At 53.5% G+C, this 19,401-nt stretch carries 20 protein-coding genes and 1 riboswitch; of the genes, 4 read left to right on the top strand and 16 right to left on the bottom strand.

Annotated features, from left to right (window positions below; translation table 11 throughout):
* Positions 1 to 16 precede the first annotated feature (16 nt).
* From ACFMKP_RS04545 to ACFMKP_RS04530, 4 genes are all read left to right on the top strand, one after another.
* A complete protein-coding gene (locus ACFMKP_RS04545; protein WP_054532965.1) occupies positions 17 to 382 on the top strand; it encodes a roadblock/LC7 domain-containing protein in 366 nt (121 codons plus the stop codon).
* Positions 383 to 518: 136 nt separating this feature from the next.
* The gene (locus ACFMKP_RS04540; RefSeq protein WP_054532966.1) at positions 519 to 1,013 is read left to right on the top strand and encodes a roadblock/LC7 domain-containing protein; all 495 of its coding nucleotides are present in this window, start codon (positions 519 to 521) and stop codon (positions 1,011 to 1,013) included.
* A 76-nt stretch (positions 1,014 to 1,089) separates the two neighbouring features.
* Positions 1,090 to 1,665: an ATP/GTP-binding protein gene (locus tag ACFMKP_RS04535; protein ID WP_012188486.1), complete on the top strand. Its 576-nt coding sequence runs from the start codon at positions 1,090 to 1,092 to the stop codon at positions 1,663 to 1,665.
* A gap of 54 nt (positions 1,666 to 1,719) precedes the next feature.
* Positions 1,720 to 2,526, top strand: a complete 807-nt coding sequence (locus ACFMKP_RS04530; RefSeq protein ID WP_054532967.1) for a DUF4388 domain-containing protein — start codon at positions 1,720 to 1,722, stop codon at positions 2,524 to 2,526.
* Positions 2,527 to 2,577: 51 nt separating this feature from the next.
* Here the strand turns inward: ACFMKP_RS04530 and ACFMKP_RS04525 are convergent, their stop codons facing one another.
* The 16 genes from ACFMKP_RS04525 to ACFMKP_RS04450 all read right to left on the bottom strand — a co-directional run bounded on the left by ACFMKP_RS04525 (position 2,578) and on the right by ACFMKP_RS04450 (position 19,253).
* The gene (locus ACFMKP_RS04525) at positions 2,578 to 3,750 is read right to left on the bottom strand and encodes a homoserine O-acetyltransferase (protein ID WP_382289473.1); all 1,173 of its coding nucleotides are present in this window, start codon (positions 3,748 to 3,750) and stop codon (positions 2,578 to 2,580) included.
* Positions 3,747 to 4,118, bottom strand: coding sequence for a hypothetical protein (locus ACFMKP_RS04520; RefSeq protein ID WP_110515328.1), 372 nt, complete (start codon positions 4,116 to 4,118; stop codon positions 3,747 to 3,749). The genes ACFMKP_RS04525 and ACFMKP_RS04520 overlap by 4 nt, the downstream gene beginning before the upstream one ends.
* Positions 4,119 to 4,241: 123 nt before the next feature.
* The gene (locus ACFMKP_RS04515) at positions 4,242 to 5,522 is read right to left on the bottom strand and encodes a homocysteine synthase (RefSeq protein ID WP_382289471.1); all 1,281 of its coding nucleotides are present in this window, start codon (positions 5,520 to 5,522) and stop codon (positions 4,242 to 4,244) included.
* Positions 5,523 to 5,672: 150 nt separating this feature from the next.
* Positions 5,673 to 5,780, bottom strand: a riboswitch (SAM riboswitch).
* A gap of 152 nt (positions 5,781 to 5,932) precedes the next feature.
* Positions 5,933 to 6,643, bottom strand: coding sequence for an ABC transporter permease (locus ACFMKP_RS04510; protein ID WP_382289469.1), 711 nt, complete (start codon positions 6,641 to 6,643; stop codon positions 5,933 to 5,935).
* A gap of 22 nt (positions 6,644 to 6,665) precedes the next feature.
* A complete protein-coding gene (locus ACFMKP_RS04505; RefSeq protein ID WP_382289467.1) occupies positions 6,666 to 7,436 on the bottom strand; it encodes an ABC transporter ATP-binding protein in 771 nt (256 codons plus the stop codon).
* Positions 7,437 to 7,532: 96 nt separating this feature from the next.
* On the bottom strand, positions 7,533 to 8,555 hold the full coding sequence (locus ACFMKP_RS04500) for a lantibiotic dehydratase C-terminal domain-containing protein (RefSeq protein WP_382289465.1): 1,023 nt from the start codon (positions 8,553 to 8,555) through the stop codon (positions 7,533 to 7,535).
* Between the two features lie 24 nt (positions 8,556 to 8,579).
* Positions 8,580 to 9,578: a lantibiotic dehydratase C-terminal domain-containing protein gene (locus tag ACFMKP_RS04495; protein WP_382289463.1), complete on the bottom strand. Its 999-nt coding sequence runs from the start codon at positions 9,576 to 9,578 to the stop codon at positions 8,580 to 8,582.
* On the bottom strand, positions 9,575 to 12,265 hold the full coding sequence (locus ACFMKP_RS04490; protein WP_382289461.1) for a lantibiotic dehydratase: 2,691 nt from the start codon (positions 12,263 to 12,265) through the stop codon (positions 9,575 to 9,577). The genes ACFMKP_RS04495 and ACFMKP_RS04490 overlap by 4 nt, the downstream gene beginning before the upstream one ends.
* 11 nt (positions 12,266 to 12,276) lie before the next feature.
* The gene (locus tag ACFMKP_RS04485) at positions 12,277 to 13,473 is read right to left on the bottom strand and encodes a hypothetical protein (RefSeq protein ID WP_382289459.1); all 1,197 of its coding nucleotides are present in this window, start codon (positions 13,471 to 13,473) and stop codon (positions 12,277 to 12,279) included.
* Positions 13,466 to 14,188, bottom strand: a complete 723-nt coding sequence (locus tag ACFMKP_RS04480; protein WP_382289457.1) for a nitroreductase family protein — start codon at positions 14,186 to 14,188, stop codon at positions 13,466 to 13,468. Before ACFMKP_RS04480 ends, ACFMKP_RS04485 begins: the two co-directional genes overlap by 8 nt.
* Positions 14,185 to 16,017: a nitroreductase family protein gene (locus tag ACFMKP_RS04475; protein WP_382289455.1), complete on the bottom strand. Its 1,833-nt coding sequence runs from the start codon at positions 16,015 to 16,017 to the stop codon at positions 14,185 to 14,187. Before ACFMKP_RS04475 ends, ACFMKP_RS04480 begins: the two co-directional genes overlap by 4 nt.
* Entirely contained in the window at positions 16,014 to 16,832 is an 819-nt protein-coding gene (locus ACFMKP_RS04470) for a TOMM precursor leader peptide-binding protein (protein ID WP_382289454.1), read from the bottom strand. Before ACFMKP_RS04470 ends, ACFMKP_RS04475 begins: the two co-directional genes overlap by 4 nt.
* A gap of 17 nt (positions 16,833 to 16,849) precedes the next feature.
* Positions 16,850 to 18,163 (bottom strand): YcaO-like family protein, encoded by a 1,314-nt coding sequence (locus ACFMKP_RS04465; protein ID WP_382289452.1) that lies wholly within the window; start codon positions 18,161 to 18,163, stop codon positions 16,850 to 16,852.
* A gap of 12 nt (positions 18,164 to 18,175) precedes the next feature.
* Positions 18,176 to 18,697: a hypothetical protein gene (locus tag ACFMKP_RS04460; RefSeq protein ID WP_382289450.1), complete on the bottom strand. Its 522-nt coding sequence runs from the start codon at positions 18,695 to 18,697 to the stop codon at positions 18,176 to 18,178.
* A 142-nt stretch (positions 18,698 to 18,839) separates the two neighbouring features.
* Complete coding sequence (locus tag ACFMKP_RS04455; RefSeq protein ID WP_204756770.1) at positions 18,840 to 19,028, bottom strand: thiocillin family RiPP; 189 nt, start codon at positions 19,026 to 19,028, stop codon at positions 18,840 to 18,842.
* Positions 19,029 to 19,064: 36 nt separating this feature from the next.
* Positions 19,065 to 19,253: a thiocillin family RiPP gene (locus tag ACFMKP_RS04450; RefSeq protein ID WP_382289447.1), complete on the bottom strand. Its 189-nt coding sequence runs from the start codon at positions 19,251 to 19,253 to the stop codon at positions 19,065 to 19,067.
* Between the last annotated feature and the right edge of the window lie 148 nt (positions 19,254 to 19,401).

The following is a 19,401-nucleotide window of genomic DNA, read 5'->3' as shown; positions in this document are numbered from 1 at the left end:
AGGAGAGCACACCTCCATGAGCAAGACACTGCGTGATGTGCTAAACCAATTTCGCACACTGGAAAACGTAGAACTGGCTGCGGTTGCAGGAACCGACGGCCTGTTAATTGAAAGCTCGGCCCGTTCTGGGGTTGATGTTGACGCGATCTGCGCGGTAGCATCGAATGGCTTGGCCATGGCCGAAGCGCTTGGTCGCGAAATCAACAAAGGTGGCTCGGTGCAAACTGTGCTCGAATACGATCAAGGCTTGATCCTACTCGAACCAGTCAGCAGCGATGCCATGCTGGTCGTGCTAACCAGTTCCCGCGAACTGTTAGGCAAGTTACGCTATATGGCCCAAGCTCACCGCGCCCACTTAGATGCAGCGCTCGCCGCTATCTAAGCTGCTAACAGGCTATTTTTGGTAAAATACCCAAGAAAGCATGTTATATTGGAACGTCCTGTGCTATAATGAGCCGTAATCGCTCGTCTTTGCTTGGAAAATACTTCGCACTCCAGACCATGGATAGGTGGCACGTATGGATCCACAACTAGCAAGTTTAATTGTTCCGCCAGAGGAAGTCGCCCATATTGACGAATGTTTAGCGCGCCTTGTGGAAGACACTGGCGGTAACTATGCGTTGCTGCTCGACAAAAGTGGCCAGGTAATTGCCGCGTCGGGTGATGGCAATCGCCAAGATACCACGGCCTTGGGCGCGTTGATCGCCGGATCGTTCGCCTCATCTCAACAGATCGCGAAGCTCTTGCGTGAGAAGGATTTCCGCATGCTCTTGCAACAAGGCGTGCGCGAAAATCTCTTTATCGCCTTGATCGATGACCAATGGATTCTGACCATTATTTTCAATAAGGGTACCCACATTGGGCTGGTGAAGGTCTTGACCAAAAAGGCGACCGAAGAACTCGCCTCCGTCTTGGAGCGCGTGCGGAAGCAACACAAATCGCGAGATGAAGTGTTGGGGAGCAATTTCCGTACTTCCATGGAAGATACGATTGATTTGCTTTTCCGCGACTAGCTCGCTTCGGCTTAGCTAGTCGGTTGCTGTCTGGGGTTTTTTAGCATACGCTTCAGACTATGTTTTGAGAGGACCTATGGCGATTATCAACGTAGGGGTTCGCGAAATTCACTGTAAAATTGTCTATTATGGCCCCGGTATGTGTGGCAAAACGACCAATTTGCAGTATATTCACAGCCAAGTACCCCGCGAAGCAAAAGGCGATCTATTGTCGATTGCAACCGAGACCGAACGCACGCTCTTTTTTGATTTTCTACCGCTCGACCTCGGCAAGGTGCGCGGTTTTTCAACCCGTTTCCATCTGTATACGGTTCCCGGCCAGATTTTGTACGAACGCACCCGCGTCGCCGTGCTCAATGGGGCCGATGGGGTGGTATTCGTCGCCGACTCGCAACGCGATAAGCTCCAAGAAGATATTAAGAGCTTGCAAGAGTTAGCCCGCAATATCACACGCCAAAACAAAAAGTTCAGCGAATTCCCTATCGTATTGCAATATAATAAACGCGATATGCCCGGCGCATTGCCAACCCCCGTCATGGATAAATATTTAAATCCATTGGGCTGGCAACGCTATGAAGCCGTCGCAACTACTGGCGTAGGCGTATTTGATACGCTCAAAGCCATTAGTAAACTCGTCATTAGCAAACTCTAAACCATGTCTCAACTGGCAGCTTCGTCTGCCAGTTATTGTCCGTAGGGTCACCGTATGGCACTTGAAGGTAATCTGCGAGATCTAAGTATCGCCGACCTGATTCAACTCGTTGATTTGAGTAAAAAAACAGGCGCAACTCATATTCAAGCGCTGCAAGGCGATGAATCGGTTGAGGGCTACCTGTATTTTCGTGATGGCCGGATTACTGGGGCAACGCTTGGCAATTTGGAGCCGCTTGAGGCTGCCCTGACTTTCTTCACCTTCCACGAGGGTCAGTTCCGCTTCTATGAGCAAACCCCACCACCGCCAACAATTACTTCATCCAACGAGATGATCATTATGGAAGGCATCGATCGCCAGGATCGCTGGGCCGAAATTGAAAAGTATGTGCCAAATACTAATGTGGTGCTGCGCTTGGTCCAAAATCCCGATACTGGTTCGCGAGATATTAATCTCGCTGCCGATGAGTGGCGCGTGCTGACGATGATCAATGGCAAAAATAGCGTTGCCTTGATCGCCGAACGCACTGGTTTAGGCTGGTTTCGCTCGTGCGAAATTGTGGTTAATTTGCTGCGCAATGGCTTGATCGAGAAAAAAGAGGTCAATTTGGCTGAATCGTTGTTTCCTCAATTCGAGGAGATGGCCCGTGGAGCCTTAGGCAATTCGGCTAGCGTCTTGCTTTCTGAGGCCTATCGCCGCGTTGGCATCGAGCCAACCGCCAATAACGCCACCAACGAGCAAGTTCATGCAGCGATCTCTGCCTTCGAGGAGTCAATTCGACTCTTGGTTGGCCGTCCAAACGCTGGCCAATTGGCCGATAAGTTGCGCGAACGAGCCGTTCGTATCCTTGGTAGCCGCTAAGCATTCTTTTCCAAGCAAAACGCCCAGCAGATTGCTGGGCGTTGTTTCTTTTTAGACACTTAAACTGGCAAGCCAATCGCTGAGCGGCGGCGTGAGTTGGCTATCTTCGAGCAAAAAGGCATCGTGGCCTTTGGTGCTGTGAAAGGGATAATGCACAACGCTGCGGCCCGCTGCCTGTGCCGCTTGCAGAATAATTTCACCATCACGCTCAGGGTAGAGCCAATCGCTGCTCCACGTTGCCACAAAAAATTGGGCTTGGGTGGTGGCAAAAGCTGCATCCAATCCACCAGGCTGCTGGCTCAAATCAAAATAATCCATTGCCCGCGAAATTACCAAATAGCTATTGGCATCAAAGCGTTGCACAAACGAGCGGCCTTGATAATCGAGATAGCTTTCGATTGCAAATTCCGGCTGATGGCTCCATTGCGGCCCTTGGCCCTGTTGCCAACGGCGATCAAATTTTTCTTCCAAGGCTTCGGCACTGAGATAGCTGATATGGCCAATGCGCCGCGCCGTTGCCAAGCCATTAACTGGGCCAGCAGTGCCATAATAATCGCCACCCCGCCAAGCGGGATCGCTGACAATCGCTTGTCTGCCAGCGGCACTCAAGGCCATGGCCATCGCCGATGAGCGGGCAGTGGTTGCCAAGGCAATCACCCCACGGACGCGATCGCCCCAGCTTGCAGCCCATTCAAGCGCTTGCATGCCGCCAAGCGAACCACCAGCAACTGCCAGCAAACGTTCGATGCCGAGCGCATCAAGCAAACGCACTTGGGCTGCCACCATATCGCCAATCGTCAGAACTGGAAAACGGCTGCCCCAGTGGGTTCCCGTGTGCGGATGCAACGACGATGGCCCAGTTGAGCCGCCGCAACCACCCAAAATATTCGAGCAAATCACAAAGTAGCGTTCAGTATCAAAGGCGCGGCCTGGGCCGATAAACGGCTCGCACCAGCCAGCTTTGCTATCGTGAACACTATAACGGCCAGCGGCATGGGCATCGCCCGAAAGCGCATGGCACAGCAAAATCACATTTGAACGATCGGCATTCAGCGTGCCATAGATTTCGTAGCTCAACTGCCACGGCGCAGGAATCAAAGCGCCGCTCGCAGTGCGAAACGGCTCAGTAAAGACATGCACGTGGGGCGTTACAAAACCAACCGACCGTCCCCAAGCAGGTTGGGTAACGGTCGGTACATCGCCCAAGGTGACGGTATCGGTCATAGCCGCGTACCTCCTTGGCGCAAGCGAGCGGTTTGTTCGTGATAGTACCCGATGATCGCATCGACCATGCTTGAACCGCACTCAACTGCATCCGCTGGTAAATCGCGGACGGCAGCCCCCAAATCAGCACAGCTAGCAGCCAATTCGGCAAGCATTCCACTAACATCGGCCATGGTGCTGGATGCAGGGGGCGTTGCTCCAGCTCGCTGCGGCACGGCGCGGAGTTGTGCCACAGCCCAGCGATTGTGGGCTACCAATTGTTCAACTAACGGGGCTGGATTTGCCGCTTTGGCCTGAGCAAGCACTGTTGTTACAAACTCGCCATGAGCCGAGCGTAAAGGTTTGAGTAAATCATGATTATGCGACATCGGGAACTCCTTGGTCTGTGGATGCTCAGCAGTTGTTGAGCATCCACCCGTACATATTTCGGTTAGGGTCGCAACTCCCTGGCATGCAGCAGTTCGACACACTCTCACTGCTGGCTAGTGCGATTAAGCAAGGGCTTGTTCCAAATCGGCGAGAATATCGTCGATGGCTTCGGTACCCACTGACAAGCGGACGTAATCGGCAGTCACGCCGGTTGCCAAGCGTTCTTCGTCGGTCAATTGTTGGTGCGTCGTGGTAGCTGGGTGAATCGCCAACGACTTCGAATCGCCAATGTTGGCCAAGTGCGAGAACAATTGCAACTTGTCGATAAAGCGGCGGCCAGCTTCCAAACCACCCTTGACCCCGAAGCCAATCAAGGCCCCAGCACCCTTGGGCAGGTATTTTTGGGCCAATTCATATGATGGGTGGCCGGGCAAACCTGGGTAGTTGACCCATTCGACGTTCTTATGTTCGCTCAAGAACTTGGCCACAGCCGCCGTGTTTTGGACGTGGCGTTCCAAGCGCAGGTGCAGGGTTTCCAAGCCTTGCAACAGCAAGAACGAGTTGAATGGGCTAAGACATGCGCCAAAGTCGCGCAGCAATTGAACCCGAGCTTTGAGAATGAAGGCTGGCGCACCCAAATCAGCAAAGCGCAAGCCGTGATACGATTGATCAGGCGTGGTGTATTGGGTGAAGCGTCCGCTGGCAGCCCAATCGAACTTGCCTGCATCAACAATTACCCCACCAATCGTCGTGCCATGGCCACCAATAAATTTGGTCGCCGAGTGCACCACGATGTCTGCGCCGTGCTCAATTGGCCGCAACAAGAATGGGGTTGCAGCAGTGTTATCAACAATCAACGGCACGCCAACTTCATGGGCAATTTTGGCAATCTTTTCAAAATCGGGAATTTGCAACTTAGGATTGCCAATGCTTTCCAAGTAGAAGGCTTTGGTGCGATCGTCAACCGCAGCACGGAAGTTTTCTGGGTCGGTTGCATCGACGAAGCGGGTTTCTACGCCCCAACGTGGCAAGGTGTGGTGCAGCAAGTTATAGGTGCCGCCATACAAGTTGGTTGCTGAAACAATGTTATCGCCAGCTTCAGCCACATTCAAAATGGCGAAGGTTTCTGCTGCTTGGCCAGATGACACGGCCAAAGCGCCAATCCCACCTTCGAGCAAAGCAATGCGTTGCTCGAACACATCGTTGGTTGGGTTCATAATCCGGCTGTAGATGTTGCCAGGCTCGGCCAATGAGAACAGCGCCGCAGCATGCTCGGTATCGCGAAAGGCATACGAGGTAGTCTGGTAAATTGGCACAGCCCGCGAACCAGTGGTTGGATCTGGTTTTTGACCACCGTGGAGCGCTAAGGTTTCGAATCGGGTGAATTGCACTTCGTCTGCCATGATCAGGACTCCTTGTAGATAATCTTCAATGCTACGGTTGTTCCGATTCGCGCCATTGCGACCCCAGGCGACACCGCCTATGAACAAAAAACCTCTCATCAACTGATGAGAGGCTGTTAGTAACCATCGAAAGATAGGTTTGTGCGCCGCCCCTCATCTCCCAGAATGATTCTGTCGGAATTAGCACCAGGCCGAACATTGCTGCTCGCGGTTGCCGGGGTTTCATAGGGCCGATCCCTCCACCCCTCTGGATGAGTTACGCAAGTGATATTTATTTGTATGCGCTATTTATAACATAGTTAAACAGAATTGTCAAGAATCAATTTCAAGTTACTTAACAATCTCACTCAACAATCAAAAACCGCCACTAGAAGATTAATTGAGCAGCGGTTTTTTGGCTTTCTAATGGTCTATTCCCAACGAAAGAGTTTGGCTGCTGAGCCAAGGCTTACGACAGTCAATAGCGCTAACACGGCCAAACTGGGCCAAATATTAAAACTCAATCCAAGCCAATTTGCTTCGAGCAATTGGACTAAATGGCGGGCTGGAACCCATGCGCCAAGATGTTGCAACAGGCCTGATTTGCCAGTATTGCTCGAAACCAGCACCACCGCCATCGCCCCAAACACCAAAATGCTAATCACTTGGATGCTGCGGGTGTTGCGAATGCGGCTGCCAAGCAAGGCTCCCAGCGCCGAAAAGGCAATCGCCCCAGCCAGAAAGCTGATAATTAGGCCAAACATATTCGCTGGCAAGGGCAATTTCAGCACCACAATGCTGAGAATCAACACCACCAGCCCGCCCAAGAGCACCAACAACAAGCCAACCAAGGCTTGGGCCAATAAATAGCGCATTGGCGAGATTGGGGTGATTTGCAAGCGCCGCAACATGCCACGCTCACGATAATTAACCAAGCTCATTGGAAAGGCCATAATCCCAAAAATCATCGGGCCAAAGGCCAACATCATCAGAGCATTGGCGGTTTGGCTGGGGCCAGAGGGCATTTGCAAGCCCAAAATCAAGGCCATCAAGGCCGGAAAAAAGACAATAAAGCCAAGGTTGGTCAGATCACGCCCCATCAAGCGCAATTCAGTGCGTACAATTTGCCAAAAAGCGTGCATACTTCCTCCTGAATAGGTGCAATTAATGGGCAGGCTGGCCGATCAAGCGCAAAAAGACATCTTCAAAGGTCACTCGTTCTGGGTGGGGCAGCTCGCGGCTGGGCACTGGCTGCTGACGCAAATCATGTTGATAGGCGGCAATCATGCGGTCTGGCGTATCGAGCGCAATCACTGTGCCTTGATCGATGACGGCAATCCGGTCGCATAAACGCTCAACTTCTTCCATAAAGTGGGTCACAAGCACCACGGTTTTGCCGCGCTTGCGCACATCTTGAATTAAGTTCCAGGTGATTCGCCGCGCTTGGGGATCGAGGCCAGTCGTCAATTCATCGAGAAACACAATTTCGGGGTCGTGAATCAGGCTGAGGGCGATAAATAAGCGCTGTTTTTGGCCGCCAGAAAGATTGGCAAAGGTGGTTTTAGCTTGCTCAGCCAAGCCCCATTCTTCGAGCACTTTTTGCCAAGGCCGCGCTTGCGGATAAAACGAGCCAAATAATTGCAAGGCTTCAGCAACTGTCAGCCGATCAGGCAGGGTTGCTTGTTGCAGTTGCACGCCAATTTTGCTGCGAATATACTGGCCATGCTGCTGCAAATCGCGGCCCAGAATTTGAATCGTGCCAGCCGTGGCGGGGCGCAGGCCAATAATACATTCCACCGATGAGGTTTTGCCTGCCCCGTTGGGTCCAACAATCCCAAAAATCTCGCCAGCCTCGACACTGAATGACACATCTTTGACTGCTTTATGCTTGCCATAGTGTTTTTGTAGCTGTTCTACGACCAGTACTGGAGCCATAGCTTCCTCCTTGAATGTGGTATTTTGCTGGCTCCATTAAACAATTTAGCCTCCCGCAAAACGAGAGGCTCAGCGATACCAAAAGCGATACAAGTTCTAGCGTGGCTCTAAAATCAATGGCACACTCATCGGCTCGGCAGGCAGCTCAGCAAGCAACACGCGATACAACATATATAGCAATTGCAGCTCTTGCATAATGCTCAGGCCCAAGCGATTTTGCACCAAATGCAGATAATTGGGCACAAACAGCAAGCCAGTTAATGGATATTGGGCCACAAGCGTTGGCAATTGGGCCTGATAGCGCTGAAAATGCTCGATCACGCTCGATTGTAAGTGCTGGTTGGCTTCAGCAGCTTGCAAATCGGCAAAATGGTTGTGCAAATGCGCGCGCCAATCGGCAAATAATGGATAGTTATTATTATGCCGTAAAGTGCCCAAACGCTGGCGAATTGCCGGAGCTTGGCGCTCGAAATGCTGCTCCAAGCCGCGCATAAACGCAGCCCGATCACCAACCACTTGGGCAATCCAATAATCGAGGTAGCTGCGCACGATCAAGGCTTGCACGGAGGGATCAGGGCTAAATTGCTCCAGCAGATCGTGCACTAATTCGAGCACCCAAAACGAGCGTGCCACGCCGCTGTTGGCACTAGCCTGCAAGACCCGCAGGCAAATGGTGCTGGAATAGGCAAAATGTTGCTCGGCCAAGGCCATGCCCAGCTTGCCAGCATATTTGGCATACTCTGGTTCGTAGGTCAAATCGCGCAGATAGCCCGCCGCATAGAGTTCATCAATTGCTTGCGGCGCATGCTGCAAACCAACCGTCGCCGCATGATCTTGAAAAAAGCGCAACAGCTCGGCATCGAGCAAGGGATCGATCGTGGCGCTGCGGTTTTCGGGCGGGCTTTGGTAGCGCAAACGCACATGGTAGCCACCCTCACCGTAGCGAATAAAAAACCAGCGATCGATATGCGGGCGCAAGCTGCCGTGCTCGCCAAAAGTTCGTTCCCAATCGATCAGCATTTGGTCGCAGACCTGACGCAGATCGGGCTTGCTTGGAGTTGGGGTGTTTGGTGGCTGTAAAAATACTTGGCGATAGTGCCATTGGCTTGAATTCTGCATCGGATTCCCCTTTTCAGCGCAAAATCAATATTGATTGACCAGCAGTTGTTGCAACGTTTGCTTGGGCTGTTGTTGGCGCTGGCGCTCAAGCGAAAGCAACAGGCTACACAAATGGGCTTCCTCGGCGATGCTAATGCTCAGACGATTGTGAGTTAGGTGAAACAAGGCTGAAAGCGCTGCATAGCTCGAAAAGGCCAATTCTTGTTGTTGATCACGTTTGATCACCGGCCCAGCGTAGCGGCGCAAACCCTCCAGACCAGCCTGCACCACCACATGCAACGCTTCGGGCAATAAACTTAAGCGCTCAGCCAAAGGCCGTTGATGAAAGCGCCAATTGCGCTCCAGCGATTGCGCCACCAAGGCATCGGATTGTTGAATAAACTCACCTGGAAACTCAAAATAATCGACCCACGTTTGGCGCAAGCGTTCCAGCAAGCGGCTAATTTCGATGCTTTGCAAAAATCCAGCATGCAGCAACTCATCCAAAAAGATGCGGCTGAAGATTTTGCGGGTTACCAAATCGGTTGTATGCGGAATCACATCGAGCGTGCTGCGGGCAATCGCGGTTTGCAAGGCATAGTAATGGCGCAAATCTTCGAGCGAATCGTGATCGCGGCCAATCGCCAAGTCGTGGCTAATTTCCAGCTCAACCGAGCCAGGTTGAGCCAAAGCGCTCACATCGGTAGCAAGCCCTAATTTACGATTGAGAATCGCAGCTTGGGCCGAAAGTGGCTGCGCCTCGCCACAAAGCTCAGGGTTTTGGGCAAAATAGGCAGCAAAGCGTTCACGAATCAAGGGAACCGCAAACTCGCGCAAAACCTGCTCATCGGCAAAACAGGCAATGCGCAGCTGGTAGCCGCCTTCGGAAAAGCGCAGCCAGGTAATAAACTCAATCTGTTCGCGCAATTGATCAAACAGCGGAGTCCAAGCTTCAGCAATCAAACGATCAGCTCGTGGATCGTATGGCTCGTCAACCCGCTCTGGGCTATAGTAGATTTTGCCATTCAGCACAGCGAAACTCATTGGCCACCTCCCCGATTGAACTCAACCTGAAATTCAATCACATATGGTTGTTGATCGAGGTCAAACCACTGCTGCTGTGGGCTGGGCAGCATTTCTTCGAGCGTCAAGCTCACCTGATCATCGGCAATTACATGGCGCAACATCTGAATGCTGAAATAATTTTCAATATCCAGCGCAAGTGGTTTATGGTTCGTCCACATATTGAGATGTTTGCTGCTGAGTGGGCGTTGGATGCGCACAAAAACTTCGCTTGGCAAGCCCGCTTGTTCGGCCCAGCTATACCAATTGAAAAAGCTCATAAATTCGTCGTTGGCAACGCTGCTTGGAATTGCGGCGCTTGGCACATTCCAGCTTTCACGTTGCAAGACCAAGCGACCAATCCGCAGCCGAGGCGTATGGCTGATTTCATTCGCTGGGTGTTTGCGCGACACGAGGGTTTGCTCGCGCGGGCGCAATTGCTCCATGTGATAGCTGCTGGGGCTGAGTTGAGCCAGCACCCGTTGCAAAATTGGCAACGAAACCATGTGCAAAAAGCCCATGTAGAGCGGCAAAAGCTCTTGCTGGCTGCCATCGGCGGCACGGCTATACACCCGCAATTGATCAGCAACAGGGTCGTGGGCAAGGCGCAAATCGCCAACGCCATGCTGCGTGGTTTGGCTGCGGTAGGTTGGCTCGTCGGGCGGCACAATCACGTTTTCAGTAAATGGCACATGCACTTGAGCGTTGTGTTCGAGCACCGAAACGATTTCGGCTGGCAGTGCTTGGCTGGCTTGGGATTGCAATGGTTGCCACGCCGCTTCAACGTAGGTTTGCCAGCTTGGAGCGGGCAAGAGGCTCAAATAGCGGGTCAGAAAACGGCCAAAGCCAGGCAAGGTGTAATTCAAGGCCAGCAAATAATCGCCTTGCTCCAGCGCTGCTTGGCTGTTAGCGGCAACCTGAAACTGAATGCTGGTTGAGCCATAATGATTATGTTGACCAAAATCAGCCGCCAACTGCCAAAATACCTCGGGATCAAGCACCACCTCACGCGATTCAGGTGCGGCATCGAGCGTTTGATTCAAAAACTGGCCGTAGCGACGTTGGCGCTGCTGAATCGCGCTAATTCGCGACATCGGCAGCCCGGCTGTGTTGGAAGAAAGCCGATTATATTCGGGCGCAAAGCCCAATAGGGCATCGGTCTGGCCGCCTTCGCCAAAGGCATGGGTAAAAATATCGAGCAGCCAACTTTGCGACGGGCCACGGCCATCGCGCTGAAAGCCACACTCCAAAACCGGAGCCAAATCGCTGGCCAAGGTGTTGAGCAATGGCTGGCCCAAGTGAACGGCCAGATCATCCCAGACCACATCTTCGACGATCAGCTGGCCAAGTTGGCTGCTAGTTTGATTCGTATCCGGAGCAAAGGCCAAAATTTGATCGATGGTTTGGCGCAGCTGTTGCTCAAGTTGCCAGCGCTGGGCAACCGTAGCATGGGCATAATGCTGGGCTGCTTCAGCCACAGTTTGCAATAATTCGCGAACCTGGCCAGCCTCAGCCGTAGGAATATGGGCTAATTGCTCAGCCAACGCCAACAACGGGTCTTGATAATCCGAAGGTAAATCTAAATCGTAAAACAACAAGCCGCTGCTGATTAATTGATTGAGGGTTTGGCTCAATTTGGCGGGGCTGAGCGCTGGATGCTGGGCTTGCAGCAGCGCCAGCAAATCAGCGTAGCTCCATTGTTGCTGCGCGCCAAAAGCTGCCAACACACTATCGAGCAAAGCCGAACGCTTGCCACGGCGTTGCCATGAGGCAAAAAATTGATTAGGATCGTCAAGTTGTTGGCGCAAGCGCGAGAACACCAAATCATCGCCATCCAGAAAGCTGCTGGGATTCAAGCGCAACGGCAGGTAGGCATTGATTGCGGGCACGCGCACGAGCGCTTTGCGAATTGCGCCAACCGCTGAGCGCCGCAGTTGGCTGACTGCCCGTGCTTGCGGCGTTTGGCCTTCAATCGCGATTGGTTGGGCCAAATTAGGCTCGGCCGAGCCAAGCACCAAGGGGCCGAAATGGCTGAATGGGCTGGTTTTGCTGGCCATGCGCATCAGATATTGGTACGCGCCGACTTCGGTTTTGCGTTCGCGGCTGCGCAATTGGCTAGGATCGGCGTTGATATACCGCGGCAGGCTGCTGGCTAAGCTTGAGCTGGCCACTTGCACGGCCTTTTGAAACGCAGGCTGGGCATAACTTTGTTGCAACAAGCGGCGTTTGGCTTGCAATTCTTCTTCGAAGGTCTGACGAGCTGCGCGCCAAGCCCGTTGCAACTGCTGCAAGCTGCGGCGAAAGCGCAAGACTTGGCCACGCAAACTGGGATGCTCGAAGCCGCGCAAGCTGGCAACATCGCTGAGCAACGGCAGGCGACGATTGAAAATATCGCGTTTCAAGGCCACCAAACTGCTTTTGAGCGGGCCTTGGGTGCTGCCAATCAACTCGTAAAGCAGATCGACCAGCGCCTGGGTATGGTTATCGAGCCAGCGTTGTTGGCGCAAAATTGCTTGAAAAAGCGCGATTGTGCGTTCGAATTTGAGCTGGTGCAGCTGGTTGTAGCTGGTTCCGCCTACGCGCACCAACACGGGCGAAGCAGGTTGCCAGCTTGGGCGAGCCGCTTGCTCAGCGGTAATCACGATACTTGATTGATACAAATCAGTCATGGCCAAGCTCCTTATAGCGCAGCGGCGTACATTCGCATAATCGTCAGGCCATAGCTGGCAAAATGCAGCCCGAGGTTGGCAACAAAGAAAATCGTCCATATCAACGAAACCAGCGCATACAGGTTATAGGCCCATTGCCAGCGCCCAGTTTGTTGCTCGCTGAGCGGGTCAATAATTGGTGCACGGCCAAACCAAGCGCGAACCTTGTTGCCGATGTTGCGCACGGTGCGTTGGCGCAAATTGGGCTGCTCCAGCAGATTGGTCATAATCCAATAGCCATCCATGCGCGAAACAAAGGGATTGAGATTGATCAGAAAGAGCAAGGCCGGAATGCCGCTGTAGGCCAAAGCAATCGCATACATCAAGCTATCGCTGGGCAACAACCAGAGCAAACTGGCAATCACACCAAACCAGAGTGCATCGACCAACGGGCCAGCCGCCGCCACCGAAGCTCGCTTATATTTGCTTGACACACGGTAAATATCGCTGGTATCGGTGAAGAAAATTGGAATAAACCACCAGAGCAAGCCCATGCCAAATCCTGCTGGCTTAGCTCCCGCCATTTTGCAGGCAACGGCGTGGGCCAATTCGTGAGTTGCAATCTCGGCCAAAAATAAGCCAAAGATCCAGAAAATCAGCTGTTTGTTGGCATCAGGGTGGGCCAACATCAAGGGTGAAACCAATATCACGCCTTTGGCAATGATGTAGCTCAAGCCAACGCCCAGTAAGCCAACAATCAACAACCATGTGGCTGGATTCCACCACCAGCGCCGCCAAGCCACCACTCGATCAATCACTCCATCGCCGCGAATCAGCGTCCAATACAAGCCGCTGCGGCGACCCAAACGCGGCGCATCAGCAGAATCGGGCGTGGTATTGGCCCAGGTTTCATGCACCAGCAAGCGATGGCGCGTACATAAATCGCAAAAATGGCGAATCTTTTCGAGGCTCACGGCGATGCCATAGCGTTGCTGTACCTCGGCTTGAATCTGTTCGATTGAGCGCTGGCCATTGAGCAATTCGAGAATTCGCACGCCAATCACATTGGTGCGCAAAAACGATGATGAGGCGGCGCGGCCAACCACATATTGGTTGGTTTGCTGTTGGCTAAAAGGCGAAACATGAACATCATCAACAACCTGCGGGCGATATTCTGGGCTGGCATCAAGCGCAGCAAAGTCGTTCAGGGTTAGGGCTGGGTTAGTCATGGGTTTGCTCCTTGTGGGGATAGCCAACAGCAAAACCGATTAGGCAGTGAGTTTGATAGCTATCAAAACCCAGCCAACGAGCGAGTTGTCCTTGAATTAAGCTGCCGGTGGCGCAACCAATCATGCCGACGCGCTGGGCTGCGACATACAAGCGCTGCAACTGTGCGCCTGCATCAAGCAAGGCCTGGCGATAACCGCGATCACCAGCTTGGTTGATTGCATTGGGCAGCGAAGTCAGCACCAAGACAATCACTGGCGCTTGCAAGAACTCACGCTGGAAGCAATAGCGTTGTAATGGCTCCTGCGGATCGGCGGTACGCAGCACGGCCAATTGATGGGCATTCGGATTGTAGGCATAGCCACCCAACGCCAAATCGTCAGACTTTAAGACCAGCGGCGCAAGCAAACTCAATGGCTTGGTTGCTGAATTGAATGGGCGGCTGGCATGCTCCAAAAAGGTTGCCAAATCAGCCAAATGAATCGGGCGCTCAGCATATTCGCGCAGGCTTTGACGTTGATCAATCAGCTGCTGATAGCTCAATTGGCTTGGGTAGGCCGCTGGCAGGCCGATTTTGGCCTTGGTTTCAAACAAATCGTGCCACCAGTTGCTTGCTGGTTGGCTAGGCTCAGGCAGCGGATTACCGCGTTGCAAACTCGTCCATTCGTGCATGTAGGAACTGGCACTCACGCCAGCGCCAAAGAAATGTTCGCTCATTGCAGCACCTCGGCATTGGGCGCAACCAGCCGCAGCACCAGCAACGGGGTTTCGCTTGGGCTATAGACCTGAAGAACATAGCGCAATTCTTGATCGTAGAAGACGCTGATTTGCTCGACCTGCCAGCCTGCTGCGCCAGCCAACAATTCAATTGCCTGGGCCGCCGCGCCACAATCGTAGAGCGCCAAACGATAGGATTTTGCGCCATACTTGGCTTCGACGCGGCCAATTGCCGCCGTCAGCACCAGCAAGCCCAAGGTTTGCGCATCCAATGGATCGGCTGGGAAAACCTTAGCAATTTCATCCCAGCTGAAACTTGGCCGAATCGCTTCGAGCGTGGCTTCGTGCTGGTTGAGATGATATATTCCGCTCGCCAAACCGTTGAGCTTGTGATTGAGCAGATAGACGGTTTGCGAGGCCATATTGCCGCCCGACGGCACAAAACGCTGGCCAGCACCAAGCGTTTGGCTGGCGGGCTTGCGCACAAACGCTTGCTCCAGCAACCAAGCCAAGGGCGCAATCGAAGCCTGAACTGGCAGCTGCGCGCTAATATCAACCGCTGAATCTGGTTGCCATTGGGCTTGCAATTGGCTCAGCGCATGGCGTTGAACGTTGGTGTAGCCCTTGGCTCCACTGACAATCGCTAGCGCATTTTTCGGCGCATAATGTTGTTGATGAGCCTTAGGGAAAATCGCATAGCTCCGTTCATCGGTGTTGGCGTGATACCACAAGGGCAGATTTTCAACATGGCCAGCGCCAACCAACAGATCGCGCGGCGCATCAAGATTGGGCTGGCCACAAACCTGACAAAACACCAAACGATGCACCGATTGGGCGACAAACTCCAGCGAAACTGGGTCGAGCAGATAGCGCACGCCGCCTGTAATAATCGGGCTTAAGCCAGAGATTAGGTTGCCAATCACGAGGCTTGCTTGGCTCAATGCCAATTGTTCATTGAGGCTCAAAGGCGCGTTTGGCTCGCTCAAGTCTGGCGTGGCGCTCTCAACTTGTTCGGCGCAGGCATAACAACCAGCTTCATGGGCAAAGGTGGTTGGGCCAAGCTCAATATGCTGTGGGTGCAGCCACAAGCGGGTAAAGCGGGTTTGAGCTTGAATCGCCCGTTGATTGAGGGCTTGGGTCAGCTCGGTTTGAGCCGTGCTGGTCAGCAAACAAATCAGGCCATCGTTATGTTCAGCGAGCCAATGATCAACTGCATCGAGCAAACCATCAGCTGCTGGCACCTGTAGCTCAAGCTCCAAATGCGGCAGGGCGTAGGTGGTGGTTGGAGCACCATTCGCCAACCAGGTTGCCCGCCCCAAGCCAGCCTGGGCCAATTGATGCAGCAACGGCGCAACCAAGCGTTCGTTGCCAAGCAACAGCAACGGCGTTGCTTGCAAGCGTTGCAATACCTCATAGCGATTGCGACAAATGCGAGTTTGGTCGACAAAGCGACTGTAGAAGGCCAATTGTTGGCTGAAGGCACGCGCCACCTGTGGATCAAGCGTGTTGCTTGGCAACGGGCCTTCTTCAAGCACGCCCTGCACATGCAACAGCTGCAAGGTATCGTCAATCGTGGCGGGCTTGAATTGGGCCAAGCGTTCGCCAATCGTTTCGCGGCTGTTGAGACCATTGAGCAAAGGCAATAATTGCGGCAGCAGATTGCGCACCGCTTTGCCACGCAAGACCACATCGTGCGGTCCGCCTAGCAACAACAACAATTGCTCGTTATACCAAACGCGGGCAATTTCATCGGAGATGCGCGGGCGAGTCGGCATTTGCACCTGCGGATCGCGCTGCAAATGGCTGTGCAAATCAAATGCTTGGGTCATAATGCCACCTCGCGCGCTTGCAAAGCCAAGTTGGCCACAACCTGGGCTAACTGATCGCGGCCAATCCAGGTTGTGTTTTGCTGGCCGCCACAGGCTGGGCAATTTTCAAATGGCTCGACATGGTTGCGGCTCACGCCAAGATTGAACGTGTCCCATTGGACTTCGCGACCAAGCGCCAAGGGTGGTTGTTGGCCAAGCAAAAGCCGCTCAATTTCAGTCAAGCCATAGCTGGCAGCCAAATTTATGAGTGCAGCAATTGAAGGTTGAAACAACGCTTGTTGCTGTTGGCGCAAAAAGCCATCGCGCGCTTGCCACACGTCGTTGCGGGTTTCGCACGAGCGCAAGCGCGCTTGATAGCAGGCATAACAGGCGGTGTGCTCGGGCAAAATCGTTGGCCCCAGCGTAATTTGTGCACCCCACAAACTGAGTGCAGTCCATGGGGTTGCTGCGCGCAAACTGGCTTGATTGAGCGCATCGGCAAGCGCTGGATAAGGCCGCTGTGTAATCAGCGCTGCTGCGTGGTAGCGACTGAGCAGCAAGCCCAAGCCACTGGCCGCAAAAGGCCGCGCCAAAAGCTGAATCGGATAGCTGCTGGTCATTTGGCGAATCTGCTGCGAAATTTGGCCATGATCGGCGCTCGATACGGCGGCGACTGTCACCAGCGCCAAGGGCAGTTGCCCCAAGCGAGCGAGCAGCGCTTGCGCCATCACTGCATCGGTCACGAGTAACAAGCGGGCTGAGCGCGTTTCGTGCAAACCTTGGGCAAACAGCCATTGCTGATGGGTTGCCACAAGTGTTGAATAAAGTTGATCCATTGGGCAATCCTTTCAAACTAGGCAAATGGCTGCGGCCAGTGGTTCAAATCGGCTTCGGCCAAAACGGGGTAGCCCATGCGCTCTGGCACGCTATACAAACGTGGCGTTGCCAAAAAGCGCGCATTATAGTTACAACTGAAGGGCATCAGCTGCGGCGCAATCACTTTGACCGTGTACAAACCAACTTCGCGCAAAGCTGGCAAGGTCAAATCGACCACAATCAGCTCTAACCCAGCCCGCCGAAAAATATCGATCAGGCGTTTGGCTTCCACCGCTGGATCGGGATGATCGAGCCGTGGCAGTTGGTCGAGGCTGCGCCAGTTGGTTTGTTCAAATAAGAAATCAAAGGCGGGTGCGGTTGCCGCATCTGCATAGTAGGCAGCGCCATCGCTCAAGCGAATAAAGCTGCGATAATCCTTGGGATTGAAGGGCAACGGCTGGCTCAACGAGTGCTCGATGCCAATCCGCGAGGCTGCCGATTCGTCAAGGACTTTGCTAGGCAAGGCAGCTGGATTGGTGCGGGTTGCCGACATCACCATTGTGCGCAAGCGGCCATGGGGCGCAACTTGCACCGCATACATCGTTGCAACCCCAAGATCAGTCGTTGCATCAAAAAAATAGCTCTGAATTTGGGCAGCTTGCACCCGACTCAAGCGTTCGTTGAAGGCTGGGTCTTGCACGTCGCTCAAATCAACTTGGGGCAAGGCCAATTTTTGCCACCAGGCAATGCTCAAGGCATCGCGTTCGATTGCCTCGCCGATGCCGGTTACAATCGCTTGTTCGTAGCTGGCGGCGAGTGCCGTGCCAGTTGAAATTGAGGTCGTAAACGTTTCGCCAACATATTCTGGCTGCATGCCAACGTAGACCGCAATCGCGGGCACATACATCGGCTGGCCCGAAATCAGCGAATAGCCTTCGACCCAGCGCATGCGTTCGCGGTTGCTGGGCGGAGTCGTGGGATTGGCGGGGTTGCGATATTCAGCATCGGAGCAGCGCGGAAACAATTCTAAATCGACGGCTTCGATGCCAAGCTCTTGGCGGGTGGCCACCTCAAAATTTTGATGGGCATGCTTGACATTGCAATAGCGTTCGAGCGCTTCACAATATGATTTTGCCTTAGCCCATTCGCGTTCCAAAAACACGCCAGTGCCAGCTGGTGGCTCGCTCATGGCAAGCTCGGCGCAATGCACATTGGTGTTAAAGACGGGAATCGCTGGATTGCCAGGCGTGCGCGGCAATTCGGTCGCAGTGCCCAAGATGCCAGTACGTGGATTCACCAACGGCGCAACCCTGGTCAAAATGTCATCAATTGATAAAAACGTCTTTGCCATGAGTACACTCCGTTAAGCAGATGCTTGATGCAGCTGCTGTAGCGAATCAATGGGATAGCTGCGAAACGATGAACAGCGCAAGCACAACGGGTCGCGCGGCAAACGGCCTATTTGGCTGCTGCCATCAGCCCGAATCAGCAAAATGCGGGCGGCGAGCTGCTGCAACTGGCTGTTGAGCCAACGCGCGGCGGTTTGCCAAGCTGGCAGCGCCAGCAGATAATCGTTGGTTGGGGGAGTTGGAAAAAGCGCGCTATAGCGTTGAAAACAATCAACACAGCAATAATCATCAGCGCCAAACAATGGCCCGATCCGCAAGTTGCGCGCAAATGGTTGTAGCACGACCACCGGCAATGGAGTTGTAGCGACGAACGAGCGTAGGCGATCAACGTCCTCAGCCTGGTTGCCGCTGATCCACAACCAGCTTGCTGGGTGTTGTGTCGCCGCGTTGTGGTTGAAGCTCACGCCCAGGTCGGCGAGTTGTTCAAAGAGCGCGGCGTTTGAGGTCGATGCATTCGCGGGCAAAAATCCATCCATCGGCATACTCCATTAATCAGTCAAGGCCCCAGACCCTTGCGGTAGCCGGAGCCTGTGCTGAATAGTCATACGTCCACCATTGAATTAGGGAAGGTGCAAGCAGCAGAAGCAGATTTCTGCTGCCTGGCTCCCTTACACCACACTATTGAACTTCGGCAGCCGCCGTGCAGAAGGTGCTGACGGTACAGAGCGAGCCGGAGGTGCTGATGGAACCCAGCGATGAGATACAGGCAGCGGCGACGTTGGTTACATGCTCTTCCAGTTCATCAGCAAACAATTCGGCTTCGTCGGCGGTCACTTCGGCATCGATCAAGTTTTTTACATCTGACATGGTGTAATCCTCACAATGTAGCTAAGAGAGCCAGGCTTATTGAATTTCGGCGGCGGCGGTACAGAAGGTGCTGACGGTACAGAGCGAGCCGGAGGTGCTGATGGAACCCAGCGATGAGATACAAGCAGCAGCGGCGTTGGTTACATGCTCTTCCAGTTCATCGGCAAACAATTCGGTTTCGTCGGCGGTCACTTCGACATCGATCAAGTTTTTTACATCTGACATAGCGGCAATCCTCACTAACTAATGCGATTCAGAACTATTGAACTTCGGCGGCGGCGGTACAGAAGGTGCTGACGGTACAGAGCGAACCCGAGGTGCTGATGGAACCCAGCGATGAGATACAGGCAGCGGCCACGTTGGTTACATGCTC

It is taken from the genome of Herpetosiphon sp. NSE202, from assembly GCF_042688385.1.
In the GTDB taxonomy this organism is placed as follows: domain Bacteria; phylum Chloroflexota; class Chloroflexia; order Chloroflexales; family Herpetosiphonaceae; genus Herpetosiphon.
The sequence above is the reverse complement of the archived record's forward strand: the minus strand, read 5'-3'. Positions and strand labels throughout refer to the sequence as shown.

Coding starts and splice junctions, on each gene's coding strand:
- ACFMKP_RS04545 (WP_054532965.1), top strand. CDS start 17: ATGAGCAAGACACTGCGTGATGTGCTAAACCAATTTCGCACACTGGAA.
- ACFMKP_RS04540 (WP_054532966.1), top strand. CDS start 519: ATGGATCCACAACTAGCAAGTTTAATTGTTCCGCCAGAGGAAGTCGCC.
- ACFMKP_RS04535 (WP_012188486.1), top strand. CDS start 1,090: ATGGCGATTATCAACGTAGGGGTTCGCGAAATTCACTGTAAAATTGTC.
- ACFMKP_RS04530 (WP_054532967.1), top strand. CDS start 1,720: ATGGCACTTGAAGGTAATCTGCGAGATCTAAGTATCGCCGACCTGATT.
- ACFMKP_RS04525 (WP_382289473.1), bottom strand. CDS start 3,750: ATGACCGATACCGTCACCTTGGGCGATGTACCGACCGTTACCCAACCT.
- ACFMKP_RS04520 (WP_110515328.1), bottom strand. CDS start 4,118: ATGTCGCATAATCATGATTTACTCAAACCTTTACGCTCGGCTCATGGC.
- ACFMKP_RS04515 (WP_382289471.1), bottom strand. CDS start 5,522: ATGGCAGACGAAGTGCAATTCACCCGATTCGAAACCTTAGCGCTCCAC.
- ACFMKP_RS04510 (WP_382289469.1), bottom strand. CDS start 6,643: ATGCACGCTTTTTGGCAAATTGTACGCACTGAATTGCGCTTGATGGGG.
- ACFMKP_RS04505 (WP_382289467.1), bottom strand. CDS start 7,436: ATGGCTCCAGTACTGGTCGTAGAACAGCTACAAAAACACTATGGCAAG.
- ACFMKP_RS04500 (WP_382289465.1), bottom strand. CDS start 8,555: ATGCAGAATTCAAGCCAATGGCACTATCGCCAAGTATTTTTACAGCCA.
- ACFMKP_RS04495 (WP_382289463.1), bottom strand. CDS start 9,578: ATGAGTTTCGCTGTGCTGAATGGCAAAATCTACTATAGCCCAGAGCGG.
- ACFMKP_RS04490 (WP_382289461.1), bottom strand. CDS start 12,265: ATGACTGATTTGTATCAATCAAGTATCGTGATTACCGCTGAGCAAGCG.
- ACFMKP_RS04485 (WP_382289459.1), bottom strand. CDS start 13,473: ATGACTAACCCAGCCCTAACCCTGAACGACTTTGCTGCGCTTGATGCC.
- ACFMKP_RS04480 (WP_382289457.1), bottom strand. CDS start 14,188: ATGAGCGAACATTTCTTTGGCGCTGGCGTGAGTGCCAGTTCCTACATG.
- ACFMKP_RS04475 (WP_382289455.1), bottom strand. CDS start 16,017: ATGACCCAAGCATTTGATTTGCACAGCCATTTGCAGCGCGATCCGCAG.
- ACFMKP_RS04470 (WP_382289454.1), bottom strand. CDS start 16,832: ATGGATCAACTTTATTCAACACTTGTGGCAACCCATCAGCAATGGCTG.
- ACFMKP_RS04465 (WP_382289452.1), bottom strand. CDS start 18,163: ATGGCAAAGACGTTTTTATCAATTGATGACATTTTGACCAGGGTTGCG.
- ACFMKP_RS04460 (WP_382289450.1), bottom strand. CDS start 18,697: ATGGATGGATTTTTGCCCGCGAATGCATCGACCTCAAACGCCGCGCTC.
- ACFMKP_RS04455 (WP_204756770.1), bottom strand. CDS start 19,028: ATGTCAGATGTAAAAAACTTGATCGATGCCGAAGTGACCGCCGACGAA.
- ACFMKP_RS04450 (WP_382289447.1), bottom strand. CDS start 19,253: ATGTCAGATGTAAAAAACTTGATCGATGTCGAAGTGACCGCCGACGAA.